Origin of the sequence: Pseudomonas sp. NFACC56-3 (assembly GCF_900100025.1) — a bacterium.
GTDB lineage: Bacteria > Pseudomonadota > Gammaproteobacteria > Pseudomonadales > Pseudomonadaceae > Aquipseudomonas > Aquipseudomonas fluorescens_AA.
In genome coordinates this window covers 36,300-49,721 of the sequence record NZ_FMTK01000008.1, presented here as the reverse complement: position 1 = coordinate 49,721, position 13,422 = coordinate 36,300, and the positions used below count along the sequence as shown (strand labels likewise).

The 13,422-nt window shown below is 61.9% G+C and carries 12 protein-coding genes and 1 pseudogene; 10 read left to right on the top strand and 3 right to left on the bottom strand.

All coding sequences use genetic code 11. The features are described from left to right. Positions 1-143: 143 nt before the first annotated feature. The 7 genes from hslV (at position 144) to BLO80_RS13495 (ending at position 8,142) form a co-directional block, all read left to right on the top strand. Entirely contained in the window at positions 144-674 is a 531-nt protein-coding gene (hslV, locus tag BLO80_RS13525; RefSeq protein WP_092328832.1) for an ATP-dependent protease subunit HslV, read from the top strand. A 50-nt stretch (positions 675-724) separates the two neighbouring features. Next, positions 725-2,062, top strand: coding sequence for an ATP-dependent protease ATPase subunit HslU (gene hslU, locus BLO80_RS13520; protein WP_072407360.1), 1,338 nt, complete (start codon positions 725-727; stop codon positions 2,060-2,062). Positions 2,063-2,259: 197 nt separating this feature from the next. Next, positions 2,260-2,637 carry a gamma-butyrobetaine hydroxylase family protein gene (locus BLO80_RS13515; RefSeq protein ID WP_060739567.1) on the top strand — a complete coding sequence of 126 codons (378 nt, stop codon included), beginning with the start codon at positions 2,260-2,262 and terminating at the stop codon, positions 2,635-2,637. A 278-nt stretch (positions 2,638-2,915) separates the two neighbouring features. Next, positions 2,916-4,595, top strand: a complete 1,680-nt coding sequence (phaC, locus tag BLO80_RS13510; RefSeq protein ID WP_092328829.1) for a class II poly(R)-hydroxyalkanoic acid synthase — start codon at positions 2,916-2,918, stop codon at positions 4,593-4,595. A gap of 212 nt (positions 4,596-4,807) precedes the next feature. Further along, complete coding sequence (gene phaZ, locus BLO80_RS13505) at positions 4,808-5,665, top strand: poly(3-hydroxyalkanoate) depolymerase (protein WP_003186648.1); 858 nt, start codon at positions 4,808-4,810, stop codon at positions 5,663-5,665. Between the two features lie 113 nt (positions 5,666-5,778). After that, positions 5,779-7,461: a class II poly(R)-hydroxyalkanoic acid synthase gene (gene phaC, locus BLO80_RS13500; protein ID WP_092328827.1), complete on the top strand. Its 1,683-nt coding sequence runs from the start codon at positions 5,779-5,781 to the stop codon at positions 7,459-7,461. Positions 7,462-7,521: 60 nt separating this feature from the next. Beyond that, positions 7,522-8,142 (top strand): TetR/AcrR family transcriptional regulator, encoded by a 621-nt coding sequence (locus BLO80_RS13495; RefSeq protein ID WP_092253156.1) that lies wholly within the window; start codon positions 7,522-7,524, stop codon positions 8,140-8,142. 207 nt (positions 8,143-8,349) lie between these two features. Here BLO80_RS13495 and BLO80_RS13490 read toward each other — a convergent pair whose 3' ends face one another. From BLO80_RS13490 to BLO80_RS13480, 3 genes are all read right to left on the bottom strand, one after another. Then, on the bottom strand, positions 8,350-9,261 hold the full coding sequence (locus BLO80_RS13490; RefSeq protein WP_092328824.1) for a phasin family protein: 912 nt from the start codon (positions 9,259-9,261) through the stop codon (positions 8,350-8,352). Positions 9,262-9,271: 10 nt separating this feature from the next. After that, positions 9,272-9,694, bottom strand: a complete 423-nt coding sequence (locus tag BLO80_RS13485; protein WP_060739572.1) for a phasin family protein — start codon at positions 9,692-9,694, stop codon at positions 9,272-9,274. 266 nt (positions 9,695-9,960) lie between these two features. Next, complete coding sequence (locus BLO80_RS13480) at positions 9,961-10,236, bottom strand: polyhydroxyalkanoic acid system family protein (protein WP_092328822.1); 276 nt, start codon at positions 10,234-10,236, stop codon at positions 9,961-9,963. 155 nt (positions 10,237-10,391) lie between these two features. On the opposite strand from BLO80_RS13480, the gene ubiE reads away from it, so the two are divergent. The 3 genes and pseudogenes from ubiE to ubiB all read left to right on the top strand — a co-directional run bounded on the left by ubiE (position 10,392) and on the right by ubiB (position 13,387). Beyond that, positions 10,392-11,162 carry a bifunctional demethylmenaquinone methyltransferase/2-methoxy-6-polyprenyl-1,4-benzoquinol methylase UbiE gene (gene ubiE / locus BLO80_RS13475; protein ID WP_003196937.1) on the top strand — a complete coding sequence of 257 codons (771 nt, stop codon included), beginning with the start codon at positions 10,392-10,394 and terminating at the stop codon, positions 11,160-11,162. Beyond that, a pseudogene (locus BLO80_RS13470) lies at positions 11,162-11,786 on the top strand (SCP2 domain-containing protein). The gene ubiE and the pseudogene BLO80_RS13470 overlap by 1 nt, the downstream one beginning before the upstream one ends. Further along, complete coding sequence (ubiB, locus tag BLO80_RS13465) at positions 11,783-13,387, top strand: ubiquinone biosynthesis regulatory protein kinase UbiB (RefSeq protein ID WP_092328816.1); 1,605 nt, start codon at positions 11,783-11,785, stop codon at positions 13,385-13,387. The pseudogene BLO80_RS13470 and the gene ubiB overlap by 4 nt, the downstream one beginning before the upstream one ends. The last annotated feature ends 35 nt before the right edge of the window (positions 13,388-13,422 follow it).

Here is a 13,422-nt window from a genome sequence, read left to right as displayed (position 1 = left end):
GCTCCCTCGCCACAGAGCATTTCTTTGACACAAACGGCCAGATGCCGCTCGTCCCCTCCCCCACCCCGCAGTTGAAAAACCCCACGCCACCCCCATATGAGTTCCATCCGGGCATTTTCGCCCCGCTGCGTGGAGACTCTCCCTTGACCACCATCGTTTCAGTCCGCCGTCATGGCAAAGTCGTCATGGGCGGCGACGGCCAGGTTTCACTGGGCAACACCGTGATGAAAGGCAACGCGAAGAAAGTCCGCCGCCTGTATCACGGCGAGGTCATCGCCGGGTTCGCCGGCGCCACCGCCGATGCCTTCACCCTGTTCGAACGTTTCGAAGCCCAGCTTGAAAAGTACCAGGGCCATCTGATCCGCGCCGCCGTGGAGCTGGCCAAGGAATGGCGGACCGACCGCTCCCTGAGCCGCCTCGAGGCCATGCTCGCGGTCGCCAACAAGGACGCCTCGCTGATCATCACCGGCAACGGCGACGTCGTTGAGCCCGAGGATGGCTTGATCGCCATGGGTTCCGGCGGTGCCTACGCCCAGGCCGCGGCCAGCGCCCTGCTGAAAAAAACCGACCTGTCGGCCCGTGAGATCGTCGAGACTGCCTTGGGCATCGCCGGCGACATCTGCGTCTTCACCAACCACACCCAGACCATTGAGGAGCAGGACCTCGCCGAATAAGCCTGCCACCTGCGCACCGGCTCATTCTTGCTTGAGGACCGCCAATTATTATGTCCATGACTCCCCGCGAAATCGTCCACGAACTCAACCGCCATATCATCGGCCAGGACGATGCCAAGCGCGCCGTCGCCATCGCCCTGCGTAACCGCTGGCGCCGGATGCAACTGCCCGAAGAGCTGCGCGTCGAAGTGACCCCCAAGAACATCCTGATGATCGGCCCGACCGGTGTCGGCAAGACCGAAATCGCCCGGCGCCTGGCCAAGCTCGCCAACGCGCCGTTCATCAAGGTCGAAGCCACCAAGTTCACCGAAGTCGGCTATGTCGGCCGCGACGTCGAGTCGATCATCCGTGACCTGGCCGATGCCGCCATCAAGCTGCTGCGCGAACAGGAAATCACCAAGGTCCGCCACCGCGCCGAAGACGCCGCCGAAGAGCGCATCCTCGACGCCCTGCTGCCACCGGCGCGCATGGGCTTCAACGCCGACGCCGCCGCGACCCAGGACACCAACACCCGCCAGCTGTTCCGCAAGCGCCTGCGCGAAGGCCAGTTGGACGACAAGGAAATCGAGATCGAAGTGGCCGAAATGGCCGGTGTCGATATTTCCGCGCCGCCGGGCATGGAAGAAATGACCAACCAGTTGCAGAGCCTGTTCGCCAACATGGGCAAGGGCAAGAAGAAAAGCCGCAAGCTCAAGGTCAAGGAAGCGCTGAAGCTGGTGCGCGACGAAGAAGCCGGCCGCCTGGTCAACGAAGAAGAATTGAAGGCCAAGGCCCTGGAAGCGGTCGAACAGCATGGCATCGTGTTCATCGACGAAATCGACAAGGTCGCCAAGCGCGGCAACGTCGGCGGTGCCGATGTGTCCCGCGAAGGTGTACAACGCGACCTGCTGCCGCTGATCGAAGGCTGCACGGTCAACACCAAGCTGGGCATGGTCAAGACCGACCACATCCTGTTCATCGCCTCCGGCGCGTTCCACCTGAGCAAGCCGAGCGACCTGGTGCCGGAACTGCAGGGTCGCTTGCCGATCCGTGTCGAACTCAAGGCGCTGACGCCGGAAGACTTCGAACGCATCCTCAGCGAGCCCCATGCGTCCCTGACCGAGCAGTATTGCGCGCTGCTCAAGACCGAAGGCCTGAGCATCGAGTTCACGCCAGAAGGCATCAAGCGCCTGGCCCAGATCGCCTGGCAGGTCAACGAGAAGACCGAGAACATCGGTGCCCGTCGCCTGCACACGCTGCTCGAACGCTTGCTCGAGGAAGTGTCGTTCAGCGCCGGCGACCTGGCCAGCGCCCACAACGAAGCGCCGATCCTCATCGACGCCGAGTACGTCAACAGCCACTTGGGTGAATTGGCGCAGAACGAAGACCTGTCGCGGTATATCCTGTAGGTCACACGCTGTGTGAGCGGGCTCCTGTGGCGAGGGAGCTTGCTCCCGCTGGGTCGCGAAGCGGCCCCAAAAACCCGACGCCGCCGCTTATCCGGCGGATTGTCGCGAGTCTTTTAGGAGGGCTTCGCCCTCCAGCGGGAGCAAGCTCCCTCGCCACGGACCGCCCATGCAAGGCGTCACGAAACGGACGATCTGCCATGACCAAACTCCCCACCGCCATCAACCTGCACAAAGCCTCCAAGACCCTGACGCTCAAATACGCGCCGGACGAGGAGTACCACCTGCCCGCCGAATTCCTGCGGGTGCACTCGCCTTCCGCCGAGGTCCAGGGCCATGGCAAACCCATCCTGCAATACGGCAAGCTCAACGTTGCCCTGACCAAGGTCGAACCGGCCGGCCAGTACGCACTGAAACTGACCTTCGACGACGGCCACGACAGCGGATTGTTCACCTGGGACTATCTCTACCAGTTGGCGGTGCGCCAGCAAGACCTGTGGAACGATTATCTTGGCGAACTCAAGGCCGCCGGAAAAACCCGCGATCCGAACGCGTCCGTCGTCAAGCTGATGCTCTAGCTCACGGGCTGGCGCTTTAGGGCGATTTTTCTAGACTCATCTGCTTGAATGCCCGCGCAGCAACGTCAATGACTGGCCTGCTTGCGAAAAAAATTAAACTCGGGTAACCAATGGAGCTGGCAAGTTCCCTGCAAAGGAACCGGCGAGTTCCTGGCATACGTTTCCTCATTGCCCCTCGATGCGGAATTAATGGTCACCCGAGCAGCGTACCTGGTATCGGATGTGTGGCTTCATGGCACCAACCGGGTACTCGTCTGAAGGACAATGGAGCGTCGTAGATGAGCAACAAGAACAACGATGACCTGAAGTACCAGGCCTCGGAAAACACCCTGGGGTTGAATCCCGTCGTCGGCTTGCGCAGGAAAGACCTGCTGGCCTCTGCCCGCATGGTGCTGAAGCAGGCCATCAGGCAACCGCTGCACAGCGTCAAGCATGTCGCCCATTTCAGCGTCGAACTCAAGAATGTCCTGTTCGGCAAATCCGAACTGCAACCGGCCGGCGACGACCGTCGCTTCGCCGACCCGGCGTGGAGCCAGAACCCGCTCTACAAACGCTACCTGCAAACCTACCTGGCGTGGCGCAAGGAGCTGCACGCCTGGATCGACGACAGCAGCCTCTCGCCCGCGGACATCAGCCGTGGGCATTTCGTGATCAACCTGATGACCGAAGCCATGGCCCCTACCAATTCGGCGGCCAACCCGGCGGCGGTCAAGCGCTTCTTCGAAACCGGCGGCAAAAGCCTGCTGGACGGCCTGTCCCACCTGGCCAAGGACCTGGTGCACAACGGCGGAATGCCGAGCCAGGTGAACATGGGCGCGTTCGAGGTCGGCAAGAGCCTGGGCGTGACCGAAGGCGCCGTGGTGTTTCGCAACGACGTGCTGGAGCTGATCCAGTACCGGCCTATCACCGAGCAGGTCCACGAGCGACCGCTGCTGGTCGTACCGCCCCAGATCAACAAGTTCTACGTGTTCGACCTGAGCCCGGACAAGAGCTTGGCGCGCTTCTGCCTGCGCAGCAATGTGCAGACCTTCATCGTCAGCTGGCGCAACCCCACCAAGGAGCAGCGCGAGTGGGGCCTGTCGACCTACATCGATGCGCTCAAGGAAGCGGTGGATGTGGTCACGGCCATCACCGGCAGCAAGGACGTGAATATGCTCGGCGCCTGCTCGGGCGGCATCACCTGCACCGCGCTGCTGGGCCATTACGCCGCCCTCGGCGAGAAAAAGGTCAACGCCCTGACCTTGTTGGTGAGCGTGCTTGATACCACCCTGGACACCGACGTGGCGCTGTTCGTCGACGAACAGACCCTGGAAGCGGCCAAGCGCCACTCCTATCAGGCCGGCGTACTCGAAGGCCGCGACATGGCCAAGGTCTTCGCCTGGATGCGCCCCAACGACCTGATCTGGAACTACTGGGTCAACAATTACCTGTTGGGCAACGAACCGCCCGTGTTCGACATCCTGTTCTGGAACAACGACACCACGCGGCTGCCGGCGGCGTTCCACGGCGACCTCATCGAAATGTTCAAGAACAATCCACTGATCCGCCCCAACGCACTGGAAGTGTGCGGCACCCCCATCGATCTCAAGCAGGTCACCGCCGACATCTACTCCCTGGCCGGCACCAACGACCACATCACGCCATGGAAGTCCTGCTACAAGTCGGCGCAGCTGTTTGGCGGCAAGGTGGAGTTCGTGCTGTCGAGCAGCGGCCATATTCAGAGCATCCTCAACCCGCCAGGCAACCCCAAGTCGCGCTACATGACCAGTGATGACATGCCGGCCAAGGCCGAAGACTGGCAGGAGAATTCAACCAAGCACACCGACTCCTGGTGGCTGCACTGGCAGGCCTGGCAGGCCGAGCGCTCGGGCAAACTGAAAAAAGCCCCTACCGTGCTGGGCAACAAGGCCTACCCGGCGGGTGAAGCGGCGCCCGGCACCTATGTGCATGAGCGCTAGACAAGACAACTCGTCTGCCGAGGCGTGGGCTTGCTCACGAAAACACCCCGGCAGCCGACACGCTGATAACCCCCGGTGGGAGCGAGCTTGCTCACGATGACGGTGTATCAGGCGACAGCGATGCTGGCTGTAATGCCCTCATCGCGAGCAAGCTCGCTCCCACAGGGACGGGGTACATGAACGACAGCGATTCACCTGACAGGGCTTGAAGCATGCCGCAACCGTACATCTTCCGTACCGTCGATCTGGATGGCCAGACCTTGCGCACCGCGGTACGTCCCGGCAAGCCTCACTTGACGCCCTTGCTGATTTTCAACGGCATCGGCGCCAACCTCGAGCTGGTGTTCCCGTTCATCCAGGCCCTGGACCCGGACCTGGAAGTCATCGCCTTTGACGTGCCCGGCGTCGGCGGTTCATCGACGCCCAACCGGCCGTACCGCTTTCCGGGCCTGGCCAAGCTCACCGCGCGGATGCTCGATTACCTCGACTACGGGCAGGTCAACGTGATCGGCGTGTCCTGGGGAGGTGCCCTGGCCCAGCAGTTTGCCTACGACTACCCGGAGCGCTGCAAGAAGCTGGTGCTGGCGGCCACGGCTGCCGGGGCGGTGATGGTGCCGGGCAAACCGAAGGTGCTGTGGATGATGGCCAGCCCCCGGCGCTACGTTCAGCCTTCCCATGTGATGCGTATCGCACCGCTGATCTATGGCGGTTCGTTCCGCCGGGACCCGAGCCTGGCGGCCAGCCACGCGGCCAAGGTTCGTTCGGCGGGCAAGCTCGGTTATTACTGGCAATTGTTCGCCGGCCTCGGCTGGACCAGCATCCATTGGCTGCACAAGATCCACCAGCCCACGCTGGTGCTGGCCGGCGATGACGACCCGCTGATTCCCCTGATCAACATGCGCATGCTGGCCTGGCGCATCCCCAACGCCCAATTGCACATCATCGATGACGGTCATCTGTTCCTGATCACCCGGGCCGAGGCGGTGGCGCCGATCATCATGAAATTTTTGGAGGAAGAACGTCAGCGTGCCGTGATGCATCCGCATCCCTCGCCGCTGGGCGGCGGCTGAAACCCGCCCATTAGCGCCTGGCAGGACGCCTGATCGCGCAACGACCCGAAACAGCGACTATGTTGTCTGGTTCGGTGTGTTTGTTTTTAGCCTGATGACGAAGGAGTTGACTCATGCGCGACAAACCGGCGAAGGGTTCCATGCCCGCCCCTGCCAGTTTCATCAACGCACAAAGTGCGGTCACCGGCCTGCGCGGCAGGGACCTGCTGTCCACTTTGCGCAGCGTGGCCACACACGGCTTGCGCAACCCGATGCACAGCGCCCGGCATGCGTTGAAACTGGGCGGTCAATTGGGCCGTGTGTTGCTGGGCGAAACCCTGCACCCCACCAACCCCAACGACCCGCGCTTCGCCGACCCCACCTGGCAGCTCAACCCGTTCTACCGCCGCAGCCTGCAGGCCTACCTGAGCTGGCAAAAACAGGTCAAGAGCTGGATTGACGAAAGCGACATGAGCCAGGATGACCGCGCCCGCGCTCACTTCGCCTTCACCCTGCTCAACGACGCCGTATCGCCGTCCAATACCTTGCTCAACCCACTGGCGGTCAAGGAGCTGTTCAACTCCGGCGGCGCCAGCCTGGTTCGAGGCATCAGCCACCTGGTGGACGACCTGCTGCACAACGACGGCTTGCCGCGCCAAACCACGCCCCATGCCTTTGAAGTCGGCAAGACCCTGGCGACTACACCCGGCGCGGTGGTGTTTCGCAACGAATTGCTCGAACTGATCCAGTACCGGCCCATGAGCGAAAAGCAGTACGCCAAGCCATTGCTGATCGTGCCGCCACAGATCAACAAGTTCTACATTTTCGACCTCAGCCCCTCCAACAGCTTCGTCCAGTACGCCCTGAAAAACGGTTTACAGGTATTCATCATCAGTTGGCGCAACCCTGACGTACGCCACCGCGAATGGGGCCTGTCCAGCTATGTCGAGGCCACGGAGGAGGCCATGAACGTCTGCCGGGCGATCACGGGCGCCCGTGAGGTCAACCTGATGGGCGCCTGTGCCGGTGGCATGACCATCGCCGCCCTGCAAGGCCACCTGCAAGCCAAGCGCCAGTTGCGCCGAGTCGCCAGCGCCACCTACCTGGTGAGCCTGCTGGACAGCCAGATCGACAGCCCGGCCACGCTGTTCATCGACGAGCAGGCCCTCGAGGCCGCCAAGCGCCGCTCCTACCAGAAGGGCGTTCTCGATGGTCGCGACATGGCCCGGGTGTTCGCCTGGATGCGTCCCAACGACCTGATCTGGACCTACTTCATCAACAACTACCTGCTGGGCAAAGAGCCGCCGGCCTTCGACATCCTCTACTGGAACAACGACTGCACCCGGCTGCCGGCGGCTTACCACGGCGATCTGTTGGACTTCTTCAAGCACAACCCACTGACCCACCCCGGCGGCCTGGAAGTGTGCGGCACGCCCATCGACCTGCAGAAAGTGACGGTGGACAGCTTCAGCGTGGCCGGCATCAACGACCACATCACGCCCTGGGACGCCGTCTATCGCTCGACGCTGTTGCTCGGTGGCGACAAACGCTTCGTGCTTTCCAACAGTGGCCATGTCCAGAGCATTCTCAACCCGCCGGGCAATCCCAAGGCCAACTACATCGAAAGCGCAAAAATGAGCAGCGATCCACGGGCCTGGTACTACGATGCCGCCCACGTCGAAGGAAGTTGGTGGACGCAATGGCTGGGCTGGATCCAGGAACGCTCCGGCGCCCAGCACGAAACCCAGATGACCTTGGGCAACGCGAACTACCCGCCTCTGGACGCCGCCCCCGGCACCTATGTTCGCGTGCGCTGAAGCCCCCACCCCACGACCAGACGATGGGCCGTGGCACGACTCGATCATTAAGAAGACCGGATGAAAACCCGCGACCGCATCCTTGAATGTGCCCTGCAATTATTCAACGAAAAGGGCGAACCGAACGTATCCACGATGGAAATTGCCAACGAAATGGGCATTAGCCCAGGCAACCTCTACTACCACTTCCATGGCAAGGAACCGCTGATCCTCGGGTTGTTCGAGCGCTTCCAGAGCGAACTGGCACCGCTGCTGGACCCACCGGCGGATGCGCAGTTGGCGCCGGAAGACTACTGGCTGTTCCTGCACTTGATCGTCGAGCGCCTGGCCCAGTACCGGTTTCTGTTCCAGGACCTGTCGAACCTGGCCGGGCGCCTGCCGAAGCTGGCCAAGGGCATCCGTCAATTGCTCAACGCCCTGAAGCGAACCCTCGCCTCACTGCTGGCGCAGCTCAAGGCCCAGGATTTGCTGGTCAGCGATACCCAGGCCCTGGGGCAACTGGTGGAGCAGATCACCATGACGTTGCTGTTCTCCCTGGACTACCAACGGATCCTGGACCGCGAGGGCGAGGTTCGACTGGTGGTCTACCAGATCATGATGCTGGTGGCGCCGCACCTGCCGCCCGCGACCAAGGTGGCGACGGAGCGGCTGGCGTTGCGGTACCTGGAAGAGCATGACTGAGGACCAGCAGTGGAAGATCCATTGTGGGAGCGAGCTTGCTCGCGATTGCGGTGTATCAGTCAAGATCAATACTGCTGACCCACCGCTATCGCGAGCAAGCTCGCTCCCACATTGTTTTCCGGGTGATTTCAAGGTTTGAGATTGATCTGTGTACAAACAAAAACGCCCGACCTTCACAGGCCGGGCGTTTTTGCATGTCCCGCAGAATCAGGACTGGGTGGAAGGCGTCGTTGGAGCCGCCGAGGGTGCTGGAGTGGCGACCGGAGTCGGAGCGGCGGCGGAGTTCGTCGTGCTCGCCGGGGTTGCCGGTTTGGCGGCCGCGGTTGGCGCCTTGGGCGCGGCGGCTTTTGGCGCGGCCGGTTTTTTCACGGCAGGCTTTTTCGCCGCAGCGGGTTTGGCCGCCGCTTTTGCCGCCGGCTTGGCTGCAGGCTTAGCCGCTGGCTTGGCCGCTGCGGGTTTGGCTGCAGCAGTCTTGGTCGCTGGCTTGGCAGCCGGTTTGGCGGCGGGCTTGGCGGCCGCTTTCGCCGCTACCGGCTTGGCCGTCGCCTTGGCAGCAGGTTTGGCCGCAGCGGTTTTAGCCGCGGGCTTGGCCGCTGCTTTCACCGCTGGTTTGGCGGCGGGTTTTGCCGCAGCCTTGGCCAGTGGTTTGGCTGCTGTTTTAGCGGCCGGTTTGGCCGCCGCCGTCTTGGTCGCCACGGGTGCGACTTTGGCGCCGGTGAGTTTTTCGATCTGCTTGGTCAGGGTGTCGACCTTGCTGTGCAGCGCCTTGACTTCATTACGGCTCGGCACGCCCAGGCGAGAGATCGCGCTGTTCAGGCGCTTGTCGAAAGCCCCTTCCAGTTCGTCCCATTTACCCAGTGCCCGATCCTTCACGCCGCCGATGCGCGACTTGGCGGACTCGGCAGAGTCCTTGGCGGCATCGACTTGTTTGCCGACTGCCGTCTTGGTGAGTTTTTCGGCCTTTTCGCCGTCCTTAACCAGGGACTCGAAGAGCTTGCTGCCGTCAGTGTCGATCTTCGAGTACACGCCTAAACCAGCAAGCCAGATTTTGCGGGAATATTTTTCAATCTTCCCGGCCCACGAGCTGCCCTCTTTTTCTGTGATCTTTTTGCCAGCCATCCCGTTCTCCTTAATGTTTACGCGCGACACGTTCGAGCAATGCTGTCAGCTCATCGAGCTTAGCAGAGAGTGTCTCAACGTCATGTTTAGACGGAATGCCGATACGATTCAAGGCACTTGCAACACGCGCATCGAATACCTTCTCGACTTTATCGAGTTGTACTTCAACCCGGGCCTTGAAAGTATTGACGTCACTCTTGGCTTCAATCAATTCGCTGTTGGCCGCTTCAAGTTTCCCGGCAATTTTCTTTTTGCCTTTGGTTTCAATAACTTCGCCAGCCTTAACCAACTCCTGGAAGTACCCGCTGCCTTCCTGGCCGACCTTCGTGTAGGCGCCCAGGCCAGCCAGCCAGATCTTGCGCGCGTACGTTTTCACGTCGCTGAGCGTGGAAGATTCAACGTCGGTTTTTTTCTTCAGAATAACTTTGGCCATGGTGCACCTCACTCGAAAAAAGGTTTGAGGAACTGCCCGCACATGGACGGGCTCAGGCACAAAGTAGTGACAATAATTAGAAACGGCACCCTAACAACTGACACAAAACCGGAGGGCGATGACTATCCCGGTGGGAGCGAGCTTGCTCGCGATGGCGGAGTGTCAGCCAACCTTGATGTGACTGAAACAATGCAATCGCGAGCAAGCTCGCTCCCACAGGGTGGGGAGGGGAATTTCAGCTTTGCGTTCACCTCCCTTTTGGTCGATCAAGCCAACGCCTTATCCAACGCCTTTTCAATTTCCGTCTTGATCGTGCCGCTCATGGCCGACATCAACATGCCCAGTTCCACGTCGACGCGGATCGAATCCTCGCCCACATGCACTTCGCCCTTGACCCCGGAACGCTTGAGTTTCAGGGTGTCGCCCACCCAATGCGGCTCCAGGCCATAGCTGTCGGACAACTTCTGCGCCAGCTTGTCGGCTTTCTCTCGCGCCGCTTCCTTGCCCAGGCCATGGGCACGCTCAACAGTTATACGGGCCATCGGGTGACTCCTGTTTTATCGGGACTTGCCTGAACGTTTCAGACCCTGGCTGCGTCAAAACGTCCCGGCGGTGGCCCATCTTACCTTCAGCCTTGCCAAGACAAAGCCCTCCACCGGGATTAGAATGTCCCGCATTCTTTTTTGGTGACCGCGATATGACTGATCAGCGCAAAGGCAGCGATGCCGAACCCACCACTCACTTCGGCTTCAAGAACGTGCCGGAAAGCCAGAAAGCGGAAAAAGTCGCTGAGGTTTTCCACTCGGTAGCCGCCAAGTACGACTTGATGAACGACCTGCTCTCGGGCGGCATGCACCGCCTGTGGAAGCGTTTCGCGATCGAGTTGTCGGGCGTGCGCAGCGGCAATCGTGTGCTGGACATCGCTGGCGGCACGGGCGACCTGACGAAGAAGTTTTCCCACATCGTCGGGCCGACCGGCCAGGTGGTGCTGGCCGACATCAACGAGTCCATGCTCAAGGTCGGCCGCGACCGCCTGCTGGACCTGGGGGTGGCCGGCAATGTCGAGTTCGTCCAGGCCGACGCCGAAAAGCTGCCGTTCCCCGACAACCATTTCGACTGCGTGACCATCGCCTTCGGCCTGCGCAACGTCACCCACAAGGAAGACGCCCTGCGCTCGATGCTGCGCGTGCTCAAGCCCGGCGGCCGCCTGCTGGTGCTGGAGTTCTCCAAGCCGACCAACGCGCTGATGTCCAAGGCCTATGACGCCTACTCGTTCGCCTTCATGCCGCTGATGGGCAAGCTGATCACCAATGACTCGGAAAGCTATCGCTACCTGGCCGAATCGATCCGCATGCACCCGAACCAGGAAACCCTGAAGTCGATGATGGTCGAAGCCGGTTTCGACCGCGTGACCTACCACAACATGACCGCGGGCATCGTCGCCCTGCACCGCGGTATCAAGCCCTGATGTTGCTCACCGGCCTGCTCGCCAGCGTCGAACTCGGCATCAACCGGGTGCTGCGCCTGGACAGCACGGCGCTCGCGCGCCTGGCGCACTTGAGCGGCAAGGTGATCGCCGTCGACTGCCGCAACCCGGCGTTGCAGTTGTTCATCCTGCCCAGCGACGAAGGCCTGATGCTCGCCGCCCACTGGGAAGCCGAAGCCGATTGCACCCTGCGCGCCCCGGCCTCGAGCCTGCTGAACCTGGGCCTGGGCAAGGACAAGACCGCGGTGCTGCACAGCCCCGAAGTCGAACTCGACGGCGACAGTGGCGTGCTGCTGGAACTGGCGGCGATTCTCCAGGACCTGGAACTGGACTGGGAATATGAAGTGTCCCGCTGGATCGGCCCGGTGGCGACCCAGTTGCTCAGCGGCCATCTGCACAGTCGCCGCCGCTGGTATCGCCAGGGCTTCGCCAGCCTGGGACAGAATCTGAGTGAATACCTGGCCGAAGAATCGCGTACCCTCGTAGGCCAACGCGAGGCCCAGGCCCGTTTTGATGAACTGGACCAGGTCAAGCTTGACCTGGAACGTCTCGAGGCGCGTTTCGAGCGCCTTTCCCGATCCCTTGAAACCAAGCGATAACGCATGAAGCTGCTTGCCGTCCGCCGTTTGTTGCGCATCCAGCGCGTCGTGATCCGCTACCGCCTCGATGACCTGCTGTTCGCCCTGCCGCTGCCCTGGTTTCTCCTGGCGCTGCGCTTCGTGCTGCCGTGGCGCTGGTTCCCCCGGCGAACCCTGGACCTGACGCGTGGCGCGCGCCTGCGCCTGGCCTTGCAGGACCTGGGACCGATCTTCATCAAGTTCGGGCAGATCCTCTCGACCCGGCGCGACCTGCTGCCCGAAGACATCGCCGATGAACTGATGCTGTTGCAAGACCGCGTGCCGCCATTCGATTCCAAGCTGTCGGTGGCGCTGATCGAGGAACAACTGGGCAAGAAGATCAGCGAAGTGTTCAGCCGTTTCGACGTCGAGCCCCTGGCCTCGGCCTCCGTGGCCCAGGTGCACGCCGCCCAGCTCAAGAGCGGCGAAGAGGTGGTGGTCAAGGTCATCCGCCCGGGCCTCAAGCCCATCATCGCCCAGGACCTGGCGTGGCTGTTCATCCTCGCCCGCGCCGCCGAACGGTTGTCGGCCGATGCCCGCCTGCTGCACCCGGTGGACGTGGTCCAGGACTACGAAAAAACCATCTACGACGAACTCGACCTGCTGCGCGAGGCCGCCAACGCCAGCCAACTGCGCCGCAACTTCGAAGGTTCGCCGCTGCTCTATGTGCCGCAGGTCTATTGGGACTGGTGCCGACCGAAAGTACTGGTGATGGAGCGCATCTACGGCATCCAGGTCACCGACCTGGCGACCCTGGCCGACCAGCGCACCGACATGAAACTGCTGGCCGAGCGCGGCGTGGAAATCTTCTTCACCCAGGTGTTCCGCGACAGTTTCTTCCACGCCGACATGCACCCGGGCAACATTTTCGTCAGCACCGTGCAACCGTGGAGCCCGCAATACATCGCCATCGACTGCGGCATCGTCGGCAGCCTGACCCCCGAGGACCAGGACTACCTGGCCCGCAACCTGTTCGCCTTCTTCAAGCGTGATTACCGCCGTGTCGCCCAACTGCATATCGATTCGGGCTGGGTGCCGGCCGAGACCAAGCTCAACGAATTCGAAGCGGCGATCCGAACCGTGTGCGAACCGATCTTCGAAAAACCGTTAAAAGATATTTCCTTCGGCCAGGTACTGATGCGCCTGTTCCAGACCGCGCGACGCTTCAACATGGAGGTCCAGCCCCAGTTGGTGCTGTTGCAGAAAACCCTGTTGAACATCGAAGGCCTCGGTCGCCAGCTGTACCCGGACCTCGACCTGTGGAACACCGCCCAACCGTTCCTCGAGCGCTGGATGCGCGAACGCGTCAGCCCGCGGACCCTGCTGGGCAACGTGCAGAGCCAGTTCGAGCAGATCCCGCACCTGGCCAACATGACCCGCGACCTGCTCGAACGCATGTCCCAACCCCACGCCCACGACCCGGCGCCACCGTGGCAGCGACGCAAGGACGACTGGCTGTTGCGCCTGCTTGGCGCGGCTCACCTGGGCGGCGGCGCGGTGCTGGCGACCGGCGGGCCGTTGAGCGAACTGGGTCACTGGCCGGCGGGTATCATGATGGCGGTCGGTCTGTATCTGGTCGTTCGCCGATAGCCAGCACCGATTCGCGCTGGCACACTGTTTCAACG